We start from the raw sequence: 20,827 nt of genomic DNA on the forward strand, positions 1-20,827 counted from the left end.
GCGCGCCGTTTTGTTATGCGACGGCGTGACCAGCGAGCATTTCGAGCGCACACACCATTGCCGAGTGATCCCAGCTGGCACCGTCGTTTGCCACGCAGGCGTTGAACAGCTGCTGGCAGGTGGATGTGTTCGGCAACGCGACGCCGATCGCCTTCGCGCTCTGCAGCGCCAGGTTCAAATCCTTCTGGTGCAACGCGATACGGAAGCCCGGCTCGAACTTGCGCTCGATCATCCGCTCGCCGTGCACTTCAAGAATGCGCGATGCGGCGAAGCCACCCATCAGCGCCTCGCGCACCTTGGCCGGATCGGCACCGGCCTTCGACGCGAACAGCAGCGCTTCGCCTACCGCCTCGATCGTCAATGCTACGACGATCTGGTTGGCCACCTTGCAGGTTTGCCCGGCACCCACTTCGCCCACGTGCGTGATGTTCTTACCCATCAGCGCGAGTAGCGGCCTGAGCGTCTCGAATGCACCTGCGCTGCCGCCGACCATGATCGATAACGTCGCGGCCTTCGCGCCAAGTTCGCCGCCCGACACCGGTGCGTCGAGATACTCGCAGCCGAGCGCACGGATCCGCTCGCCGAAGCCCTGCGTCTCGATCGGGGAGATCGAGCTCATGTCCACTACCGTCTTGCCCTTGGTCAGCCCAGTAGCGACACCCTGCTCGCCGAACAGCACGCCGGTCACATCCGGCGTGTCGGGCAACATCATGAACACCGTGTCAGCGCGGCGCGCGACTTCGGCGGGCGATTCGACGCTGACGGCCTTGCGTTCCGCGATCGCCTTGGGCAGCGCGCCGCGCGTGTAGATGAACAGTTCGTGGCCGGCGTCGAGCAGATGCTGCGCCATCGGGGCGCCCATGATGCCGAGGCCGATGAATCCGAGTCGTGCCATGTGTTTCTCCTGGTGGGTTTTGGGGAACAGCCGGGGGCGCACGGCCCGTATTCGAGCCGTGCGATGCGAAGAAAAAGCGGCGCGCCGCCTCGCGGGGCGCGCCGGAAAGGCGGTGCACGGTGGCACCACCGGTGGGTTCGGGAGGCGGCGTGAGGCCGCCTCGGGGGTCAGGCGTTCAACAAGGCAAGCAGGTTGGCCGGCGTGAACGGAATCGCGCGTGGGCGCACGCCGGTGGCGTCTTGGATCGCGCTCGCCACCGCCGACGGTATCACCGCGCAAGTCGGCTCTCCCGCGCCGACCGGCGGCTGGTCGGGCCGGTCGAGCAACACGACGTCCACCGTCTCGGGCAGCTCGGGGAACTTCAGAAGCCGATACGTGAGCCAGTCGACGCTGGTCACGGCCGAGCGCGTGAAATGCACCTGCTCGAACATGGTGCGGCTCAGCGTCTGCACGATTTCGCCTTCGACTTGGTTACGCACGCCGTCGGGATTCACGACGAGGCCGCAATCGTGCGCGATGGTCACTTTCTTGATGACTACCACGCCCGTGCGCCGATCGAGTTCGATCTCGACGACCGAGGCCACATACGCGTGATTCGGCTCGTAGCGCACGCAGGCCATTCCGCGACCCGTTACCACGTCGCCCGACGGCTTCAACGCGTGCAGGGGACGGCGCTGCCAGCCTGTTCGCCTCTCGACGGCGTGCAACACGGCCTGCGCGCGCCAATCCGAAAAATGCCGCAACCTGAATTCGATCGGATCAGCCTTGGCCGCCACCGACAGCTCGTCCATGAACGATTCGTTCGCATAGGTGTGCTGGACGCGGCCAGGCCCGCGCAACCAGGACGGCCGCAGGGGCGTGCGCGTGGTGCGATTGACCGTCACGCGCATGTTGGGCACATCGTAGGGCGCGACCATATTGAATTCCATGCCGCCGGCGTTGTCGGGCTCGCCTTCCATCGGTGACGACCGCATCAGCTCGGCCGCGAGTAGCGGCACGTCAGCGTTGCCGGACACGCGATATGGCACCCAGGTCGTGTATTGCCAAGCAGTAATGCGTCCGTTTTCGTCGAGCGCGCCGGCCAGTTCGGACACCACGGCCGCGCCCTTCGGGTCCCAACCATGCTCGTCCTCGCGCATCCATTGAAGCCGCACAGGCCTGTCGATCGCCCGAGACAGCAACGCGGCCTCCGCCGTGGCGTCCTCGTGGCCATTGCGCCCGTAGCAGCCCGCCCCCTCGACGTAGATCAGCCGGACATCCTGCTTCGGGAGGCCCATCATCGCTGCGATCTGGTCTCGCGTCATGTGCGGCGCCTGGGTGGACGACCACACAGTCAGCTTGCCGTTACGCCAGTCGCCGATCGCGCACGACGGGCCGATCGAGCCATGGGTCTGCATCGGCCAGCCATAGGTGGCGTGCACGGTGCGCTTCGCATCGGACTCTGCGATGGCCGCGGCCGGGTCGCCTCGGGAGGCGAGTGTGCCCTGTTCGTGGACCGGCAGCGCGCGCACCGCGTCGAACAGCTTCGCCTCGTCGGGCAGCCCAGTCCACCGAGACCAGCGCGCCACGATAGCGCGCGAGGCGCGAATCGCGGCCCATTCGCTCGTGGCGATCGCGGCTAGCAGGTTGCCGATCCGCACCGTCTGAAGGAAGCCGGGCACGGCGCGCGCGGGGCCGTCGTCGAACGAGAGCAGTTGCGCGCCGTAGGCATTCGGATGGATTACACGCGCGTGCACCATGCCGTCCACCCGCACGTCCTGCATGAATTCGAATTCGGCGAACACCTTGGCGCGTACGTCGTCGCGCGGAACCGGCTGGCCGACCACTCGGTATTGCGACACCGGCTTGAGCGGCGCATGCGGATCGAGCGCGAGTTCGAGCGGCCGATTAGCCAGCAGCGCGTGGTACGCGGTGCCGTTCTTGTCGCGGGTGTCGCGGTACGCACGTCCGTTGGCCAGCCGCACCGAGGCGGGCGGCACGCGCCACGCCTTCGATGCCACGTCACGGATCGCGGCGGCAGCCGTGGCCGCCGCTTGCCGGAGCTGAATGCCGGCCGCCTGCACCGACATCGAGCCGTTGGTCGGTCCCTGATCGACGGTCAGCGCGGTGTCGCCCTGCACCACGCGCACCTGGCCGATTGGGAACTCGAGCTCCTCGACCACCATCTGCGCGAGCGCCGTGGTGTTTCCAGTGCCGAGGTTCACCTTGCCGGTGTAAAGCGATAGCATGCCGTCGTCGCCGAGCGCGAGAAATGCGTCGACGCGTGCGGCGTCTACTGTTTTCGGTACGGCCGCAGGCAGCGCGCCTTCGGCAGCGATTTCGGCCGAACCCGAAGGCAACGTGGCGGAATTGGCGAACGACGGCCGCGCGAGCGAGAAGCCCACGATTAGCGCCGCGCCTTGCTTCAGGAAATCGCGTCGGGACGACGTAAGCGGTTCAGGCGCGTGCATTCAGGCTCCGCTGGCTTTGAGGATGGCGCGGACGATCCGAAGATGCGTGCCGCAGCGACAGAGGTTCGACGCTAGGGCGTCCTTCACCTGCTGCTCAGTCGGCTTCGGGACGCGCGTGAGCAGCCCGCGCGCGGCGATCAGCATGCCGTTGATGCAATAGCCGCACTGCACGGCCTGCTCGGCGACGAACGCGGCCTGAAGTGGATCGGGGGCGGCCGGCGTGCCCATGCCCTCGAGCGTCACAACTTGATGGCCGACCGCCGACGATACCGGCATCACGCACGAGCGCCGCGCCACGCCATCGACCAGCACCGAGCACGCGCCGCATTGCCCGAGCCCACAGCCGAAGCGTGGCCCCTTGAGCTCGAGCTCGTCGCGTAACACGTACAACAACGGCGTGTCAGGGCTGGCGTCGACCGCCACGGGTCGGCCGTTGACGTGCAGCGTAATTGGGTGTGCAACGGACGTCGTCATGGTTGAGTCCCGGTTCGACGGCGCACGGCGGCGACGTCATGAGTCGACACGGCTGGCGCACGATTGCCCCAGCTGTTGCGCAGATAGGTCAGCACGTCGGCTACCTCGGTGTCATCAAGCGCCGAGCGATGCGCCGGCATCGGATACGGTGCGGGCTGACCGTCGATCACGAGCGGATCGGCGCCGTTCAGCGTCACGTTGATCAGCGACAGCGGATCGGTTTCCAGTAGGTTCGGATTGCCAGCCAACGGCGCGAGATACGGCGGCGTACCTGCGCCGTTCGCCAGATGGCAGGCCACGCAGAAGTTGCCGTAGATGCGTGCGCCGCGCAGCACCGAGGCGGCATCTGCTGGGGCTAGTGGAGCGTGGCCGTCCTTGCCCTCGTCATGCACCGGCAGCGATTTCAGATACACGGCCATCGCATGCCGGTCGGCCTCGGTCAGCCATTGCGTGCTGTGGTTGATCACGTCGGTCATCGGGCCAAACGCGGTGGCGTGGGCGTTCGCGCCGGTTCCCAGAAACGCGGCAAGATCGTCGGTGCTCCAACGGCCGAGCCCGGTATCGGCGTCACCGCGAAGGTTCGAGGCGAACCATCCGTCGAGCGCCGCGCCTGCCAGAAAAGCGTCGCCGTGCTCGTCGATGGCCTTTTCCTGGAATGCCACGCCGCGTGCGGTGTGGCACGCGCTGCAATGGCCAAGCCCCTCGACCAGATACGCGCCGCGATTCCATTCGACGCTGCGGTCGGGGCGCGGCGAGAAACGCGTGTCGTCGAGGAACAGTGCGTTCCAGACCTTCATCGGCCAGCGCATCGACAGCGGCCAGCGAATGTCCACCGGTCGATCGGACTGCTTGACGGGCGCGACGCCGTGCAGGAAGTATGCGTAGAGCGCGCGCACGTCGTCGTCGCTGACCTTCGCGTATGACGTGTACGGCATCGCCGGATACAGGTTGTGGCCGTCACGCGCCACGCCACCCTGTACAGCCCTCGCGAAATCAGCCTCGGTGTAGCGCCCGATACCGGTTGCCGCGTCGGGTGTGATGTTGGTCGAATAGATCGCGCCGAGTGGCGTAGCCATCTTCAGGCCGCCTGCGAACGGCTCTCCGCCCTTCGCCGTGTGGCAGGCCGCGCAATCGGCGGCGGCCGCCAAATAGCGGCCGCGCGCGATCTGCGCCTGATCGGTTTCGGGTTGGGCGGCGCGCGCCGTTCCGAGCGCGCCGAACAGCGCGAGCACGACAAGCATGCGTTTGGTCAACGGATTCTCCTCGTTCCTCAGGTTTCACAGAGGGTCTTGCCGGCCGCGACCGATAGGGTGGCGGCCCTCGGCACGCCTCGCCGGTGCGCGGTGAGATCTGCCAGAATCGACAGACCGATTTCGAGCGGCGTGGACGCGCCGATATAGAGCCCCGCCGGCCCGCGCAGCCGCGCGAGCATGGACGCATCGACGCCAAACAGCGTGAGTCGCTCGCGCCGCGCCGCATCGCTGCGTCGCGAACCGATCGCGCCCGCGTAGAACACCGGGCGCCTAAGCGCCTCCATCAGCGCGAGGTCGTCGAGCTTCGGATCGTGGGTCAACGCGATCACGGCCGAACGCTCGTCGAGCGCCATCTCGATCACGACGTCGTCGGGCATCTCGCCTCGCAACGCCGCACCGGGCACGGTCCAGGTCGCGATCCGCTCGGCACGCGGTTCGCAGACGGTCACGTCGTAGCCGAGCGCCAGCGCGTTGCTGGCGATGAACGCAGATGGCTGGCCCGCGCCGATGAGCAGCAGCCGGTGTGTGCGTCCATAGCAGGCGATCAGGCTACGATCGATTAGGGCAATGGTGCGGTCACCTGCGACGGTGTGATGCTGCACCGCACCGCTGTCGAGATCGAGCCGTCGCTCGACGAGCGGATGCGCCTCCAGCATCGCTAGTAGCTCGGCCAGTGCACTGGCCGGGCCGACCGGCTCGATCGCCAGCACAATGGTGCCGCCGCATGGCAGCCCAAAGCGGTAAGCCTCGTCTGCATCCACGCCGTATTCGCGCAATGAGGGACGGCGGCGGTCGATCTCGCCCGCCAACCAGTCGGCATGCAGGTCGTCCTCTATGCAGCCTCCTGACACAGAGCCTACGATGGCGCCGTCAGATGCGATCGCCAGCATCGAACCGGGCGGCCGCGGCGCGGAGCCCCAGGTGCGCACCACGGTGGCGAGCATCACGGTTCTGCCGCAGCGCTGCCATTCGAGCGCGGCGTGCAGGATTTCGCGCTCGCTCTCGACCGCAGACATTGATAGCGCGCACAGGTCGGACAAGGGAGGCTTGAGCGGTCTCATTGGCGGCGGACGGTGGTTGGAGGCAATAAGGGGATCAGATCACGCACGCCTGGTTGTCATAATTCACGCCGGGGCGCTTCTTCAGCGTGACAATCACCCGCACGTTCGGTGTGTCGCCGACCTGCCGCGCGGTGTGGCCGACCGGGTCACCGAGGTGTTCGGCATGCGCGCCTTGATCCGAATTGAACTGAATCTGCCCCGGCCCCTGGCGCAGCACCGAGCCGTCGGCCGTGCGGATCTCCCATTGCCCCGACAGGTCGATGACCCATTGCGGACCCGGTGCGTGATGCCAATCGCCGTACCATCCCTTCGGCAGCACCGAATAGACGATGCTCTGGATGTCCTCCGGCGCATACCCCATGTAGTAAGGCGCGGCGGGCGGCGCGAAGCCGTGCAGCTTGAGGCCCTTTAACACGCAGCGGCTGACATGGGTGCGTCCGTGGTCGTCGGCCCAGACGTTCGAATACGGGATCTCGTCGAGCGCTAGCAGTTGTGCGTCGCTCGCACCGGCGGGAGCCAGCTCGGTGCTGAGCGGGATCTTCGGCTTGGCTTTGGCGCTTTGCTGCACGGGCGTCAACATCTGCATCGACATCGAGTTCGCAACGGGTGCGTCGGGCGTCACCGCCGGGGTTTGTCCGAACGCGAGCGAACTCGCCGCGAGGCCAAGGGCACCAACGAGCTTCCGGCAACGTGCTTCCATCGAATTTCTCCTGTCCTGAGGTGGGTTGGCCGTCAGCCGCCACTGACGCCGGCGCTAGGGCCGGACGCGCGGTTCACCGGCGCGGCGTGATGAAGCTGAGGTTGCGCGACCACCGGCGCCTTGCCTTCGGCCGCTTCGGAATCTGCGCGGATCTTCGCGACCTGCTTGACGGTGGCCGGCCCGCCCTGATTACCCCACGCGGTCTGCACGAAGCTGACCACCGCGGCCACCTGGCGATCGTCGAGCACGGTGTTTAACGGCCCCATCGTGAACGCGGACGGCGCCGTGGCCGTGGCCGGCTGGCGGCCGCCCGCCAGCACAATATGGATAGCCGAGGTGGGGTCAGCCGTCTGCAGCACCGGATTGCCGGCCAGCGCCGGGAACGCGACGCCCGCACCCTGACCGTTCGAGCGATGGCAGCCCGCGCAGCGGTCGAGATAGATTTGCGCGCCTTCGCTAGCCACCTGTTGGTGGGCGAGCGCGGCAGAGATTGTCTCGTCGCGCGCATACGGCACGTCGCGACGATGCGGCGCGAGCGTCTTCAGATAGCGCGCGATGCTGTGCAGATCCACGTCGCTCAGATGCTGGGTCGAATTGACGATCACGTCGTTCATCGCACCGAACGAAGCCGTGTTGGCGTTGCGGCCTGTCTTCAGGAACGCAACGATGTCGTTTTCGCTCCACGCGCCGATGCCGTCGGGCCGGTCACCACGCAGAGACGGTGCGATCCAGCCGTCGATCGCGCCACCGCCATCGAGAAATCGGTGGCTCGCGTCGTCAGTCAGCGCGGTTTCCTGCAAGGCTACGCCGCGCGCAGTATGGCAACTGCCACAATGGCCGAGTCCCTCGACCAGGTAGCGGCCCAGCGTGATCGACGGCTGGCTTCCGAGCGGCGGTGAGAACGGCTCGGGCTTCGGCGCGAACAGCCAGGCCCAGATCGTCAGCGGCCACCGCATCGACAGCGGCCACGGAATGTCGCTTGGCCGGTTGACCTGATGCACGGGCGCGACACCGTGCTGGAAGTAGGCGTATAGCGCGTGCATGTCGGAGTCGCCTATCCGCGAATACGACGGATACGGCATCGCCGGATATACCGTGTAGCCCTCCTTCGCGCGTCCGGTTCGCATCAGCGTGGAGAAATCGGCGTAAGTCCAGGTGCCGATGCCAGTGTCGCGGTCCGGCGTGATGTTCGTCGCGTAGATGCGACCCATCGGCGTTTGCAGTGGCAGGCCGCCTGCGAACGGCTGGCCGTGCTTGGCGGTGTGGCAGGCCATGCAGTCGCCGGCGCGGGCGAGGTACTCGCCGCGCTTGATCAGCGCGGCGTCGGTATCGGCGGGCGAGACTGGTGCGGGTTGCGCTGCGTGGCTGACAACAGGCAACACGAGCGCCAGCAGGATCGGGAGAATGCGGATCATGTCGTGGCCCCCGGTCAGACGGACATCAGCGGCGCGGTCTGGCGCAGGTACTGCTGCCGGATCGCGGCGGCCGTCCAGTACGCGAGCGCACATACCAGCCCGGTTGGGTTGTAGCCGATGCCGTTCGCGAACAGGCCCGAGCCTGCGGCAAATACGTTCGGCACGTCCCAGCTTTGCCCGTAACGATTGACCACGCTGGTGCGTGGGTCGGTGCCCATCGCCACGCCGCCGGACCAGTGCGTGGTCTGGTACGGGCGCAGGTCGAAATGCTGGCCGAGCTGCATGACGTCGACGTGATACGACTTCGGCTTCATCTCACGCGCAATCCGCTCGGCCTGCTTCGTCACGTACTGGCTCATGCGGATGTCGTTGTCTTGCCAGTCGAACGTGAAGCGCAAGAGCGGCTGGCCGAAGGCGTCGCGATAGGTCGGATCGAGGTCGACGTAGTTGTTCCGGTACGTCATGTTCGAGCCGTGGCAGATGATCTCGACGAAGTGGTTGTAGCTGTCGACGACGCCCTGCTTCCAGCCCGCGCCCCACTTCGGCGTGCCCGGCGGCAGTGCAACGTTGGCGATCGGCTTCACGCCGGCCGGGTTGCACCAGATCGGCGAGCCGCCGACGAAGCCGAGCGGGCCGTGATCGAAGTTGTCGGCGTTGAATTCGTCGCAGGCCACGGCGTTGCCGCCCGCGCCGATGAAGTTGTTGGTGTGGACATCCTTGTCGAAGTAGACGCCGATCGTCGAGACGGTCTGATACGACACGTTGCGCCCCACCGCACCCTCGCCACTCACGGGATCGAACGGCTTGCCGATACCTGACAGCAGGAACAGCCGCGCGTTGTTATAGGCGAAAGTGCCGGCGATAACGATCTCGGCTGGCTGACTGACGAGCCGGCCCGCGCCATCGACATAGGTCACGCCGGTCGCACGCTTCTTCGTCGAATCGAGGTCGATGCGCAGCACGTTGCTGTTGGCGCGCAACTCGAACAGCGGCGAGCGCACGAGCGCCGGCATGATCGACACCTGCGGCGTAGCCTTCGAGTAGTTGTAGCAGGCGAACCCCGAGCAGAATCCGCAGAAATTGCACGGGCCCATCGTGCAGCCGTATTGATTCGTATAGGGCACGGAAGCATTCGCCGACGGCTCGCGGAACGGCTGGAAGCCGGCCGCGCGCGCCGCCTCGCCGAACAGATGTGCCGTGTACGGAACCTTCTGCGCCGGCGTCGGGAACGGGGTCGATCGGTTGGCCTCGAACGGATTGCCGTCGCCAACCACTTGGCCGTTGACGCGATAAGCCTGCCCCGAGGTGCCCATCATCTGTTCGGAGAACGCGAAGTGCGGCTCGAGCTCGTCGTAGCTGACGCCGTAATCCTGCAACTGCATGCCGGCCGGTATGAACTTGGCGCCGTATTTCTCGCGATAGTGGCTACCCATGCGCAGTTCCTCGGGATGCACACGCCAGTGCTGCCCCGACCAGTGCAGGCCCGCGCCACCGACGCCGGTGCCCGGCTTGAACGCGCCGATCTGCCGATACGGCAGCGCCTGATCGGCGGCCGTATGGCGGAATGTGAAGCTAGATTTCGACATGTCCTGAAGCAACTTGCCGCGCTGGATGTAGGTCAGCTCGTCAATAGTCTTCGGATAGGCGCCATCCGGATAGGTGTCGCGCGCCTCGCCGCGTTCGAGCGCTACCACGCGCAGACCCGCCTCGGTTAGTTCCTTCGCCAGAATGGCGCCAGTCCAGCCGAATCCGACAATCACTACGTCGGCCGGCTTCATTACCTTGTCCACTATCACAACCCTGTTCAGCTAATGCGGCGGCCACGCGATCGCGCGCGCCCGTCAATGACCACGCTCAAACGATCGATACGGGCGGCAGCGTGTAGGCTTGCCCGTACTGCTCGACGGCGTCCATGTAATCGGCGCGTGCGCCGGGGAAGCCGATCATTCGCCAGCCGCCCATGCTCTTGTTGCCGCCGTGCGCGGGATCGCAGAAATAGCCCTCGCGCGTGTTCTTCAGCATCTGGTCGAAAAAGGCCTCGGACGGAAACGCGCCGATCTGCAGCGTGCCGTGCTCCAGGCCGCCAATCGCGGCGTCCTTGCTTGCCTCGTCGAGCGCCAGAAAACGCTTGCCATGTGCGGCGAGCATCGCGCGATCGAGCCCGCCGAGCGCGGCGCGATAGAGCTCGCGCGGCGATAGCGAGAGCTGATAGCCCATCAGCGGCGAGGCATCGGGATGAAACGGCCCGTGCATGTACCAGAGGCCACCGATGCCATAGGGCGTGTTCATCTGGCGGTCGATGAACTCGGCCACGCCGGCCTCGAGCGCGCCGGGGCCGAGTGCGTCCGAAGGAATCATCCGATCCACCAGTGCATTCAGCGTTCGCCATTCGTCGGCATCGAAGAAGGTCGGCTGATACGGTGCGGCTTTTCCGTCCGCCAGCGCGGCCACGGTGGTGCCTACGTAACCGCCGCCGACGGCGATCGCGGCTGGTGCCGCCACGGCCACGCCGCGCAGGAACGCGCGGCGCCCCGGAGTAATGCTGGGATTCTTCATGCGACCTCAGAACGAGTGATTGATGCCGACCTGCACGCCGGTCTGGCTCATGCCGTAAGGCTCGGTGGCGTCCAGTGCATTGAGGCTGACCGTCGACGCGCCGTGGTTGTCGAGGACGCCGGCATAGCCGTAGACGAAGGTGCGCGGCGACAGCGACAGCGTGCTGCCGAGCACGACCCAGGTCGGCTGCCCCCGCTCCCGGAACAGCTGCTCGTGCATCGCCTGCGCGATCAGCTTCACGCGCGACGAGACCTGGAACGTCGCGCCGGCCCACATCAGGTCGCCGTCGGGGCTCAGGCCGAGATCGCCGGAGATATTCGCGAAGCCGCCCATCGCCGTGGCCGCGCCGAAGCGGTATTTCGCGGCCATGGTGACGCGCCGCTCGACCTTGCCCGAGGCGTCGATGCCGGTGGCGGCATCGAGTTCGCCGCGACTGTCCTCGTAGACGGCGCGCGCGGCCAACGGCCCGGCGTCGTATGCCAACGCGAGCCCGATATATCGGCCCGCGCGCGCGACACCCGCCAGTTGCTGACCGAACGAATATTCGGCATAGCCGGTGAAGCCGTGCCAAGCCGGCGAGATGTACTTGATCGAATTCCCGGGCCAGTCGGTCTGCGCCGGAAACAGGCTCGTCGACAGCAGCGAGTACTGCGCCATTTCGGTCGCATCGAATTCGAGCAGCGTTTGGAACATCAGATTCCACTCGCGACCCATTTCGAGCGAACCCCATTGCGGATCGCGATAGCCGACATAGGCATAGCGATTAAAAAACGTACTGGAATCGGCTATTTTTCCGTCATTGACGGTAAAGCCATTTTCCAGATCGAAATAAATCTGCCGGCCGTCGCCGATATCCTCGGTGCCGCGAATCCCGAAATGCGAGGGAATGGCATTGCCGGATTGCATGCCGAATCGCGCTTTACCATCGGTACCGGCATGCGTCAGGTATTGGACGCCCACGTCCAGCGTGCCGTACAACTCGACCGACGATTGCGCATGGGCGGCGATCGAGACCGTGGCAACGGCAATCAGGAAGGAAAGTTTACGAATCACGAACGGTTCAGCCTTGCAGGATGGCGGCCCCGCGCAGGGACTCGCTTTCAAATGACGTACGAATAAAATCTAAAAGCTTTCTACTTAAATAACAAATAATCCGATCAATCAATTCGTTGCTCGAAAAATTTCGGCGAATTCTAGCGGAATCTTCTCGCGCCAATTCGCCCGTCAGGAAAAGCATGTTTAACTCAAGGTTAAATATAAACACGCCATTCATTGTCAATTTAATAAATCTTCATCTATCTAATTTAAACCTGATTCACACTGGCGGCGGCGCGACCAACCAATGATGATCATGTCATTTGCGTTCACGGTCGTTATGCCGCACCGCCATCGCCGCACCACGCTCGCCAGGTGCGGCGCCACTGTCTTCCCGTTTCTGCCACGAAGCCCATGAAACCGATCCACGCCCTCTTGGTCTCCCTCGTCAGCCCAGCTGCGTTCGCGGCCGGCCCTGCCGACAAACTCCCGACGCAGCACGTCCTGACACTGAGCTCGGCGCGCTACCTTGCCGACATCGCTGAACAGAAGATCGCCTCGCTCGGCACTACCGGCACCGTTACGATCGCCGACGCCGACGGCGTGCCTATCCTCACCGAACGACTCGATGGCACCTTCGCCGCGTCTAGCCGCCTCGCGCCGGCCAAGGCGCTGACCGCCGCGCAGTTCCGCGTACCAACCGCCAAGCTCGAAAAGATCATCAACGACGGCCGCACGGCCGCCGTCACCTCGACCTACACGGCGATGGCCGGTGGCGAGCCGATCGTCGTCGACGGACAGGTTATCGGCGGGATCGGCATCAGCACGGCGGTACCGCCCGACGACGCCAAGGTGGCGGAAGAAACTGCTGCCGCGTTTCGCTGATCTGTCGCTCTCTGGGTCCTGATTAGCCCCAACGGCTCGCCACCGCATGACGGGCCGCGTTTATTCGTTTAACCACCGAGGAGTCCATTCATGCCTGAAGTCATCGTCTACGCAGCAGCGGGCCGCACCGCTGAACAGAAGAAGCGCCTGATGGAACGAATTACCGAAGCCGTCGTCGATTCGTTGGAGGTACCTAAGGAGATCGTCGTAGTGCAGATCGCAGAAGCGCCGCTCGATCACAAGATGAAGGGTGGCGTGCTTTATTCGGAGCGCTAGACATGCCCTTCCATGTGCTGGTCCAGTTCGACGTGCCATCGGATAAAAGGGAGGCGTTCGCGCGCGCGGCCGAGGTCGATGCACGCGAATCACTTGCGTCCGAACCAGGCACCCTGCGCTTCGACGTGATCCGCGACGCGCTTAACCGTAACCGCTTCTATCTCGACGAAGTCTACGAGAGCGAGGCCGCGTTCACCGCCCATTGCGGCAACGCCCCGTTCCTCAACTTCTTCACCGAGATCGACGCTTATGCGTCGGGGCCAGTGGTGCTGTTCAAGGGCCATCGCTTGAACACCTGATCGCCCGAGCTTGAGCCTCGGATTCCAGGCCGAACAAACGAGAAGGGCCGGCATGCTTCGCGCATGCCGGCCCTTCTTTTATGTTCCGCACGTCGTCAGCGTCAGTGCCCCGAACCGCGAGACACCGGTCCGGCCAACGTCTGCGCGCGCCCGATCAGCAAGGTGACAAGCGCCGACACCACGAGCGTGGCACCGACGACGTAGAGTCCGGCAGCATAGCTACCGGTCGCGGCCCGGAGCCAGCCGATCGCGGTTGGCCCAACGAAGCCGCCGAGGTTGCCAAGCGAATTGATCAGTGCAATCCCGGCGGCCGCGCCAGCTCCAGTCAGGAACTGCCCCGGCATCGCCCAAAGCGGTGCCTTGGCTGCGCTGATGCCGATATTGACGATGGCCAGCGCCACCACGATCGCCAACCCACCCGACGCGTGACCGGCGATCACAAAGCCGGCGAAGGCAAGCAGGCACGGCAGCACGACGTGCCACACGCGTTCGCCAGTGCGATCCGAGTGACGCGCCCAAGCGATCATCGCAACACCAGCCAGGATGCTCGGCAGTCCGGTCATCAGGCCTGTCGAGAACGCGCCGAAACCGTATTGCCGGACGATCATCGGCGCCCATAGACCGAGCGTGTAGAGCCCTGCCGAGGTGCCGAAATAGACGAGCGCCAGCGCCAGCACGCGCGGATCTCGAAGCGCATTCCACGCGCCCGAGGTCTGGCCACCTGACGCCGCGCGCGCGCCCGCTTCGGCGGCGAGCTTGCCGATCAGCCAGTTGCGTTCGTCGGCGTCAAGCCAGGTCGCCTTGGCCGGCGATTCCGTCATGCGACGCAATACTACGAAGCCGAGGATCACGGCCGGCACCGCCTCGATCAAGTAGAGCATCTGCCAGTCGGCAAGGCCGAACACCGAAGGCAGCTGCATGATCGCGCCCGACAGCGGCGAGCCGATCGCCGTCGAGATCGGCGCCGCCGCCATGAACCAGGCGGCAGCGACCGCGCGCTGACGGGTCGGAAACCACTGACTCAGATAGAGGATGATGCCGGGGAAAAAGCCTGCCTCTGACACGCCCAGCAGGAAGCGCAGCAGGTAAAAACTGTGAGGGCCGGTCACGAACGCCGACAGCCCCGAGACGAGCCCCCAGGTCACCATCACGCGCGCGATCCAGAGCCGCGCGCCGACGCGATGCAGGATCAGGTTCGACGGCACCTCGCAAAGAAAGTAGCCGATGAAGAACAGCCCACCGCCGAGGCCGAAGGCCGATGGCGACAGCCCGATATCGTGATTCATCGAGATCGCGGCGAAGCCGACATTGACGCGATCGAGGAAACTGACGAAATACAACAGCATCACGAACGGAATGATCCGCCACATCAGTTTCCGGCCAACCCGGTGTTCGATTTCCTGCTCCATCTGTCTCCTCCGATTTGACCGCCGATATCGCGGCGTTGGCGCACTGTACCGAAGCCCGTCGCGACGGAACCGCCAGAGAAATCAAGGCACCTTTAACTTCCGGTCGAGGAGCGAAATAATCGCGCGTACGCTTTTCAAGCTGACTCCCGGCAGAGGATCGTCGCACGCAAACCCGGCTGCGCATCGTCGAGACGCAAGCCAAAACCATGCAAGCGCACCACCGCAGCAACCACGCTGAGGCCAAGTCCGTAGCCGGCGGTCGTGCGCGATGCGTGGCCGCGATAATGGCGCGCCAGCACCACCTCGCGTTCCGCTTCGGGAATGCCAGGGCCGTCATCGCTAACTTCCACGCGCGCACCGTTCGCGCTGTCGTGCAGCGCGAGCGCAACGCGGCCACCGGACCGCGTGAACTTGATGGCGTTATCAAGCAGATTGCTCAGAGCTTCGAAGATCAGTTCGCGGTCAGCCTGCACGAAGACGTCGGTCGACGCTGCGATCTCCAGTGCGCACCCTTCGCTGTCGGCCAGAGGCGCATAGAGCTCGCCCAGCTCTTCCACCAGTTCGCGCAGATTCACGCGCGAAAAACCGAGGCGGCGCTGGCTCGCGTTCATTTCAGAAATGCGCAGCATCGCGCGAAAACGCTGGATCAAGCTGTCCGCCTCGTCGCCTGTACGTGCAAGCAGCTTCTGCAATTCAGGGATCTGTGCGAGATCAGGATGCCCCGCGGCTTGACCGAGCAGCGTCCGCAAGCGCGACAGCGGCATGCGCAGATCGTGCGCGATGCCGTCGCATGCCACCTGCATTTCACCCATCAGCCGCTCCACCTCGGCGAGCATCTGATTGACGAGCCGCGACAACATATGGATTTCATCGCCTCCATTGACGGGAAGGCGCCGGCTGATCTCGCCGTCGGCGATGCGCTCGGTGACCTCACGGATCGCGCCAATCCGACGCCCCTGCCTCCATGCCATGAATCCGCCAGTGGCTAGACAGACGACAAGACACAGCAGGCCGCAAGCAAGCAGCACACGCCCGATGCTGTCGCGGACCTGCAACGAATCCGACATGTCGCGCACGATCACGAGGCGATCGCCGTCGGGCCGACGCGCCGCCATCGCGCGCACGCTGCCGTTCAACAAGGTATCGCCGATGCGCAATGTGCCGTGCAGTGTGCGGCCACGCCGATCGTCGGCGAGGCCGTCGGGCATCACGCGCAGCTCGCCGGCCAGAGGCTGGTCGGTACGATCGAACAGGCCGTATACGTTCGCGCGTACCTGCGCATGCTCGACACGTCCGACCATCGCGGCCGGTAACGCCGCATCAGGCACGGCATCGAAATAGATCAGCTGCCAGCGCAGGATCGTGTCCGCATCGGACTCGATGATTGAGGTCGCGGCCACGCCAACGACGCCGAGCAGGAACATCCACGATACCAAAAACAGCAGCGTCAGGCCCAGCGTGATGCGCAACGTGGACGAGCGCCAACGGCGCGATCGAACACCAGTTTTCATGCGTTCCGCACGTACCAGCTTCCGCTGGACATCGACCGCGATCGCGGCGCATGATGCACGCCGGGCGAGGCTTGGAAGAACCGGTACGTAATCCGAAACGTCGTGTGTTTCTGCGGGAAAGGCATCCGCGGGTCCGTCCAGAGTAGCAAGAATACGGCGACTGTAGCGTCTTTCCCCCCTCGCATTCCCGGCCTCGCTTTCACAGCATCCTTAATTCTGATTCACAAATGACTCGCGATGAAACGATCCAGCCCACCGACCTGGGCTTCTTCTCGATCCTGGCCGGCTCCGGCAGCCTGAGCGCCGCCGCCCGCGAGCTTGGGCTCACCGCAGCCGCCGTCAGCAAACGGCTCACGCAGATGGAGCAGCGCGCCGGGGTGACGCTCGTCAATCGCACCACGCGCCGGATGATGCTGACGCCGGAAGGCGAGCTCTATGTCGAGCACGCGCGACGCATCCTCGACCAGATCGATATCCTCGGCGAATTGCTCGGGAACGCGAAGGAAAATCCAAAGGGCTTGCTGCGCGTCAATGCGACGCTCGGCTTCGGCCGCAACGTAGTCGGTCCCGCGATCTCGCGTTTTGTGTCGCGCTATCCTGACGTCGATGTGCAACTGCAGTTGTCGGTCGCGCCGCCGCCGCTGACCGACGATGCGTTCGACGTCTGCATCCGCTTCGGCGAGCCGCCCGACACGCGCGTGATCGCGAGACAGCTGGTGTCGAACCGGCGCCTGTTCTGTGCGGCGCCGGACTACATCCAGCGCTGCGGGGCACCAACCAGCGTCGCCGACTTGGCACGGCACAACTGCATCTCGATCCGTCAGGGCGACGAAGCCTACGGCACCTGGCGCCTGAGCCCGGCGCGCGGCACGTCGCGTCAATCGGAGTCGATCCGCATCGCCGGCAACCTGACTACCAACGACGGCGAGATCGCCGTCAAATGGGCGCTCGACGGGCACGGCATCCTGCTGCGCGCCGAGTGGGACATCGCTCGCTATCTCGCCGACGGCCGGCTCGTGCAGGTGCTACCCGACTATGCGTCGCCGCACGCCGACATCTACGCGGTCTACGCGCAGCGGCACCAGATGTCGGCGCGGATCCGCATCTTCGTCGATTTCCTCACCGACGAGCTGGCGACACGCGCACGCTGAGCGCGGCGCTCCGGCCGACACACGTGATCAGCCCTCCTCCCTGCTCAACGTCAACCCCGCCGCCGGCAACGGCAGCGCCGTCCGATACCGCACCTGCTTCAGCGCAAAGCTCGACCGGATGTTCGACACGCCCGGAATCGTCGTCAGCCGGTCGATGATGAAGCGCTCGAGCCCGTGCATGCTCTGCACCACCACGCGCAGCAGATAATCGGCATCGCCCGACATCAGATAGCACTCCATCACTTCGGGCCGCTGATCGATCGCCGCCTCGAAGCGGCGCAGCGCATCCTCCTGCTGCTTCTCCAGGCTGACCTGAATGAACACGTTGAGCTTGAGCCCGAGCGGCTCGGGATCGAGCAGCGTCACCTGCTGCTTGAACAGCCCGAGCTTCTCGAGCGCCTTGACGCGGTTGAAGCACGGCGTGGGCGACAGGTTCACCGCGCGCGCCAGTTCGGCATTGGTGATGCGCGCGTTCTGCTGAAGCTGGTTCAGGATCGCGATGTCGGTGCGATCGAGCCGGATCGAATCGTTGGGCATGAATGTAACAATTCCGTAAATTGGCTAAATTTCGGAATATTTATACTGCATACACGCCAAAACGCAAGCCAATACAGACACACATTCCGCGATCGGCTCAGTACGCTTGTCGGATCGCCGCGTTCACCGCGCCGCGGCCCCACATGCAGCCTCCCCTTGCCGGAGCACGATCATGACCGACCTGTCGAACGGCGTGCCGTCGATTCTCGCCCTCCCCGCCAACCCGATCGACGACGATCCGGCCGAAACCGGCGAATGGCTCGCCGCGCTCGACGGCGTGATCGAACATGCCGGCCCCGAACGCGCGCACTACCTGCTCGACCGGCTCGCCGCGCAGGCCTCGGCGCAAGGACTGGCCACCGGCCGCGTGCGCGCCACGCCGTACGCGAACACAATCCCCGTCGAAGCCCAGCCGCCGTACCCGGGCGACCTCGACATCGAGGCGAAGCTGGCCGCCGCGCTGCGCTGGAACGCGCTGGCGATGGTGGTGCGCGCGAACCGCGCGTACGGCGAACTGGGCGGCCATATCGCCAGCTATGCATCGGCGGCGGATCTGTTCGAAGTCGGCTTCAATCACTTCTTCCACGCGGCCGGCCCCGAGCGCGACGCCGATCTCGTCTATTTCCAGCCGCACTCGGCGCCGGGCGTATACGCACGCGCCTATCTGGAAGGATTTCTCAGCGAGGCGCAACTCGACCATTACCGCCGCGAAATCGCCGGCCCCGGCCTGTGCTCGTACCCGCATCCGTGGCTGATGCCCGATTTCTGGCAATTCCCCACCGGCTCGATGGGGATCGGGCCGATCAACGCGATCTATCAGGCGCGCTTCATGCGCTATCTCCAGCATCGCCAGTTGCTCGGCACCGAAGGCCGCACCGTGTGGGGCTTCTTCGGCGACGGCGAGATGGACGAGCCGGAATCGATCGGCGCGCTGTCGCTGGCCGCGCGCGAGCAGCTCGACAACCTCGTGTTCGTGATCAATTGCAACCTGCAACGGCTCGACGGCCCGGTGCGCGGCAACGGCCGCGTGATCGACGAGCTCGAAACGCTGTTCGCCGGCGCGGGCTGGAACGTCATCAAGGTGCTGTGGGGATCGGACTGGGATCCGCTGTTCGCGCGCGACCGCGACGGCGCGCTGCTGCGCGCATTCGCCAACACGGTGGACGGCCAGTTCCAGACGTTCTCGGCCAACGATGGCGCCTACAACCGCGAGCACTTCTTCCAGCAGAACCCGCAGCTCGCCGCGCTGGCCGCGCACCTGAGCAACGACGACATCGACCGCCTGCGCCGCGGCGGCCACGACGTGCGCAAGCTGCACGCGGCCTACGCGAAGGCGCGCGCGCATCGCGGCCAGCCCACGGTGATCCTCGCCAAGACGATGAAGGGCTTCGGCATGGGCGCGATCGGCCAGGGCCGCATGACCACCCATCAGCAGAAAAAGCTCGATCTCGACGATCTGAAGGCGTTCCGCGACCGCTTCGCGCTGCCGCTGTCGGACGCCGACGTGGCCGACGTGAAGTTCTACCGCCCCGCCGCCGACAGCCCCGAGATGCGCTATCTGCACGCGCGCCGCGAGGCGCTCGGCGGCTACCTGCCGCGCCGCCGGCGCGAGGCCGGCACGCCGCTGGCCGTGCCGCCGCTGTCGGCCTGGGGGCAGTTCGCGCTCAACGCCGGCGGCAAGGCCATGTCGACCACCACGGCCGTGGTGCGCATGCTTGGCGGCCTGCTGAAGGCGCCGTCGATCGGCGAGCGGATCGTGCCGGTGGTGGCCGACGAGGCGCGCACGTTCGGCATGGCGAACCTGTTCCGGCAGGTCGGCATCTATTCGCCGCAGGGCCAGCGCTATCAGCCCGAGGATCTCGGCTCGATGCTCTACTACCGCGAATCCACCAACGGGCAGATCCTCGAGGAAGGCATCTCGGAAGCGGGCGCGATCTCGTCGTGGATCGCGGCCGCCACGGCCTACAGCGTGCACGACCTGCCGATGCTGCCGTTCTACATCTACTACTCGATGTTCGGCTTCCAGCGCGTCGGCGACCTGATCTGGGCCGCCGCCGACCAGCGCGCCCGCGGCTTCCTGATCGGCGCGACCTCGGGCAAGACCACGCTCGGCGGCGAAGGCCTGCAGCATCAGGACGGCACGAGCCACCTGGCCGCCTCCGCGATTCCGAACTGCCGCGCCTGGGATCCGGCGTTCGCCTACGAGGCCGCGGTGCTGATCGAGCACGGCATGCGCGAGATGGGCGAGCAGCAGCGCGACGTGTTCTATTACCTGACGGTCACCAACGAAAATTACGCGCAGCCTTCGATGCCGGCCGGCGATGCGGTGCGCGACGGCATCCTGCGCGGGCTGTATTCGTTGCAGCCGGAGCGGCACGGCTCGGCGCGCGTGCAGTTGCTCGGCTCGGGCGCGATCATGACCGAGGTGCTCGCCGCGGCGGCGATGCTCGAAACCGATTGGGGCGTGCAGGCGCAGGTGTGGAGCGTGACGAGCTACACCGAGCTGCATCGCGAGGCGATCGCGGCCGAACGGGCGGAGCGGCTGGGCTGGGCCGAAGGAGAATCGGAAGAGGAATCCGCGCTGGAAACGGCGGTCGGCTCGGCGCTCAAGGGCACGCAAGGCCCTGTGATCGCAGCGAGCGATTACGCGCGGGCGTTGCCGGAATTGATTCGTGCGTTCGTGCCGGCGCACTACGTGACGCTCGGCACCGACGGCTTCGGCCGCAGCGACACGCGCCAGGCGCTGCGCGCGTTCTTCGAGGTGGATCGCGCCTCGATCGTGGTGGCGGCGCTGCATGCGCTGGCCGGCCAGGGCACGGTCGATCGCGCGATGGTGCGCGCGGCGCGCGAGCGTTACGGCAAGGACGCGCGCCGCGCCGCGTCGTGGCAAGCCTGACGGGCGCGCGGTGGGCGGCGGGGC

At 65.6% G+C, this 20,827-nt stretch carries 19 protein-coding genes; 5 read left to right on the forward strand and 14 right to left on the reverse strand.

Features of this window, described 5'->3' with window-relative positions; all coding sequences use genetic code 11:
- Positions 1-13: 13 nt before the first annotated feature.
- From G3N92_RS10520 to G3N92_RS10570, 11 genes are all read right to left on the reverse strand, one after another.
- A complete protein-coding gene (locus tag G3N92_RS10520) occupies positions 14-925 on the reverse strand; it encodes a 2-hydroxy-3-oxopropionate reductase (RefSeq protein ID WP_277396156.1) in 912 nt (303 codons plus the stop codon).
- 137 nt (positions 926-1,062) lie between these two features.
- Positions 1,063-3,345 (reverse strand): molybdopterin cofactor-binding domain-containing protein, encoded by a 2,283-nt coding sequence (locus G3N92_RS10525; RefSeq protein ID WP_206127405.1) that lies wholly within the window; start codon positions 3,343-3,345, stop codon positions 1,063-1,065.
- Positions 3,346-3,819 carry a (2Fe-2S)-binding protein gene (locus tag G3N92_RS10530; protein ID WP_206127406.1) on the reverse strand — a complete coding sequence of 158 codons (474 nt, stop codon included), beginning with the start codon at positions 3,817-3,819 and terminating at the stop codon, positions 3,346-3,348. It lies immediately after the preceding gene.
- Positions 3,816-5,060, reverse strand: a complete 1,245-nt coding sequence (locus G3N92_RS10535; protein WP_206127421.1) for a cytochrome c — start codon at positions 5,058-5,060, stop codon at positions 3,816-3,818. Before G3N92_RS10535 ends, G3N92_RS10530 begins: the two co-directional genes overlap by 4 nt.
- A gap of 29 nt (positions 5,061-5,089) precedes the next feature.
- The gene (locus G3N92_RS10540) at positions 5,090-6,112 is read right to left on the reverse strand and encodes an XdhC family protein (protein WP_241014709.1); all 1,023 of its coding nucleotides are present in this window, start codon (positions 6,110-6,112) and stop codon (positions 5,090-5,092) included.
- Positions 6,113-6,167: 55 nt separating this feature from the next.
- Positions 6,168-6,833 carry a hypothetical protein gene (locus G3N92_RS10545; RefSeq protein WP_206127407.1) on the reverse strand — a complete coding sequence of 222 codons (666 nt, stop codon included), beginning with the start codon at positions 6,831-6,833 and terminating at the stop codon, positions 6,168-6,170.
- Positions 6,834-6,865: 32 nt separating this feature from the next.
- Positions 6,866-8,341 (reverse strand): cytochrome c, encoded by a 1,476-nt coding sequence (locus tag G3N92_RS10550; RefSeq protein WP_241014710.1) that lies wholly within the window; start codon positions 8,339-8,341, stop codon positions 6,866-6,868.
- The gene (locus G3N92_RS10555; protein ID WP_206127408.1) at positions 8,263-10,026 is read right to left on the reverse strand and encodes a GMC family oxidoreductase; all 1,764 of its coding nucleotides are present in this window, start codon (positions 10,024-10,026) and stop codon (positions 8,263-8,265) included. Before G3N92_RS10555 ends, G3N92_RS10550 begins: the two co-directional genes overlap by 79 nt.
- A 76-nt stretch (positions 10,027-10,102) precedes the next feature.
- Positions 10,103-10,804: a gluconate 2-dehydrogenase subunit 3 family protein gene (locus G3N92_RS10560; protein WP_206127409.1), complete on the reverse strand. Its 702-nt coding sequence runs from the start codon at positions 10,802-10,804 to the stop codon at positions 10,103-10,105.
- A 6-nt stretch (positions 10,805-10,810) separates the two neighbouring features.
- Entirely contained in the window at positions 10,811-11,857 is a 1,047-nt protein-coding gene (locus tag G3N92_RS10565; protein WP_206127410.1) for a porin, read from the reverse strand.
- 7 nt (positions 11,858-11,864) lie between these two features.
- On the reverse strand, positions 11,865-12,041 hold the full coding sequence (locus tag G3N92_RS10570) for a hypothetical protein (protein ID WP_206127411.1): 177 nt from the start codon (positions 12,039-12,041) through the stop codon (positions 11,865-11,867).
- A 212-nt stretch (positions 12,042-12,253) separates the two neighbouring features.
- On the opposite strand from G3N92_RS10570, the gene G3N92_RS10575 reads away from it, so the two are divergent.
- The 3 genes from G3N92_RS10575 to G3N92_RS10585 all read left to right on the forward strand — a co-directional run bounded on the left by G3N92_RS10575 (position 12,254) and on the right by G3N92_RS10585 (position 13,299).
- The gene (locus tag G3N92_RS10575) at positions 12,254-12,724 is read left to right on the forward strand and encodes a heme-binding protein (protein ID WP_206127412.1); all 471 of its coding nucleotides are present in this window, start codon (positions 12,254-12,256) and stop codon (positions 12,722-12,724) included.
- A gap of 90 nt (positions 12,725-12,814) precedes the next feature.
- A complete protein-coding gene (locus G3N92_RS10580) occupies positions 12,815-13,000 on the forward strand; it encodes a tautomerase family protein (protein WP_206127413.1) in 186 nt (61 codons plus the stop codon).
- Positions 13,001-13,002: 2 nt separating this feature from the next.
- Entirely contained in the window at positions 13,003-13,299 is a 297-nt protein-coding gene (locus tag G3N92_RS10585) for a putative quinol monooxygenase (RefSeq protein WP_206127414.1), read from the forward strand.
- Between the two features lie 101 nt (positions 13,300-13,400).
- On the opposite strand, the gene G3N92_RS10590 is transcribed toward G3N92_RS10585, so the two are convergent.
- Both G3N92_RS10590 and G3N92_RS10595 read right to left on the reverse strand, forming a co-directional pair.
- Positions 13,401-14,708 carry an MFS transporter gene (locus tag G3N92_RS10590; RefSeq protein ID WP_206127415.1) on the reverse strand — a complete coding sequence of 436 codons (1,308 nt, stop codon included), beginning with the start codon at positions 14,706-14,708 and terminating at the stop codon, positions 13,401-13,403.
- Between the two features lie 134 nt (positions 14,709-14,842).
- Positions 14,843-16,219: a HAMP domain-containing sensor histidine kinase gene (locus G3N92_RS10595; protein ID WP_206127416.1), complete on the reverse strand. Its 1,377-nt coding sequence runs from the start codon at positions 16,217-16,219 to the stop codon at positions 14,843-14,845.
- A gap of 227 nt (positions 16,220-16,446) precedes the next feature.
- Between G3N92_RS10595 and G3N92_RS10600 the strand changes: the two genes are divergently transcribed.
- Positions 16,447-17,370 (forward strand): LysR family transcriptional regulator, encoded by a 924-nt coding sequence (locus G3N92_RS10600; RefSeq protein ID WP_206127417.1) that lies wholly within the window; start codon positions 16,447-16,449, stop codon positions 17,368-17,370.
- 27 nt (positions 17,371-17,397) lie between these two features.
- Here G3N92_RS10600 and G3N92_RS10605 read toward each other — a convergent pair whose 3' ends face one another.
- A complete protein-coding gene (locus G3N92_RS10605; RefSeq protein WP_206127418.1) occupies positions 17,398-17,907 on the reverse strand; it encodes an Lrp/AsnC family transcriptional regulator in 510 nt (169 codons plus the stop codon).
- Positions 17,908-18,079: 172 nt separating this feature from the next.
- Between G3N92_RS10605 and mdeB the strand changes: the two genes are divergently transcribed.
- Positions 18,080-20,803: an alpha-ketoglutarate dehydrogenase gene (mdeB, locus tag G3N92_RS10610; protein ID WP_206127419.1), complete on the forward strand. Its 2,724-nt coding sequence runs from the start codon at positions 18,080-18,082 to the stop codon at positions 20,801-20,803.
- The last annotated feature ends 24 nt before the right edge of the window (positions 20,804-20,827 follow it).

The sequence above is a fragment of the Burkholderia sp. Ac-20379 genome (assembly GCF_017104645.1).
Classification (GTDB): domain Bacteria; phylum Pseudomonadota; class Gammaproteobacteria; order Burkholderiales; family Burkholderiaceae; genus Burkholderia.

What these genes read in the sequence shown, in the direction of transcription:
- G3N92_RS10575 (WP_206127412.1), top strand. Translation starts at nt 12,254, where the DNA reads ATGAAACCGATCCACGCCCTCTTGGTCTCCCTCGTCAGCCCAGCTGCG.
- G3N92_RS10585 (WP_206127414.1), top strand. Translation starts at nt 13,003, where the DNA reads ATGCCCTTCCATGTGCTGGTCCAGTTCGACGTGCCATCGGATAAAAGG.
- G3N92_RS10555 (WP_206127408.1), bottom strand. Translation starts at nt 10,026, where the DNA reads ATGAAGCCGGCCGACGTAGTGATTGTCGGATTCGGCTGGACTGGCGCC.
- G3N92_RS10570 (WP_206127411.1), bottom strand. Translation starts at nt 12,041, where the DNA reads ATGCTTTTCCTGACGGGCGAATTGGCGCGAGAAGATTCCGCTAGAATT.
- G3N92_RS10535 (WP_206127421.1), bottom strand. Translation starts at nt 5,060, where the DNA reads ATGCTTGTCGTGCTCGCGCTGTTCGGCGCGCTCGGAACGGCGCGCGCC.
- G3N92_RS10605 (WP_206127418.1), bottom strand. Translation starts at nt 17,907, where the DNA reads ATGCCCAACGATTCGATCCGGCTCGATCGCACCGACATCGCGATCCTG.
- mdeB (WP_206127419.1), top strand. Translation starts at nt 18,080, where the DNA reads ATGACCGACCTGTCGAACGGCGTGCCGTCGATTCTCGCCCTCCCCGCC.
- G3N92_RS10525 (WP_206127405.1), bottom strand. Translation starts at nt 3,345, where the DNA reads ATGCACGCGCCTGAACCGCTTACGTCGTCCCGACGCGATTTCCTGAAG.
- G3N92_RS10600 (WP_206127417.1), top strand. Translation starts at nt 16,447, where the DNA reads ATGACTCGCGATGAAACGATCCAGCCCACCGACCTGGGCTTCTTCTCG.
- G3N92_RS10545 (WP_206127407.1), bottom strand. Translation starts at nt 6,833, where the DNA reads ATGGAAGCACGTTGCCGGAAGCTCGTTGGTGCCCTTGGCCTCGCGGCG.
- G3N92_RS10560 (WP_206127409.1), bottom strand. Translation starts at nt 10,804, where the DNA reads ATGAAGAATCCCAGCATTACTCCGGGGCGCCGCGCGTTCCTGCGCGGC.
- G3N92_RS10595 (WP_206127416.1), bottom strand. Translation starts at nt 16,219, where the DNA reads ATGAAAACTGGTGTTCGATCGCGCCGTTGGCGCTCGTCCACGTTGCGC.
- G3N92_RS10590 (WP_206127415.1), bottom strand. Translation starts at nt 14,708, where the DNA reads ATGGAGCAGGAAATCGAACACCGGGTTGGCCGGAAACTGATGTGGCGG.
- G3N92_RS10530 (WP_206127406.1), bottom strand. Translation starts at nt 3,819, where the DNA reads ATGACGACGTCCGTTGCACACCCAATTACGCTGCACGTCAACGGCCGA.
- G3N92_RS10550 (WP_241014710.1), bottom strand. Translation starts at nt 8,341, where the DNA reads ATGTGCGCTCGCGTACTGGACGGCCGCCGCGATCCGGCAGCAGTACCT.
- G3N92_RS10580 (WP_206127413.1), top strand. Translation starts at nt 12,815, where the DNA reads ATGCCTGAAGTCATCGTCTACGCAGCAGCGGGCCGCACCGCTGAACAG.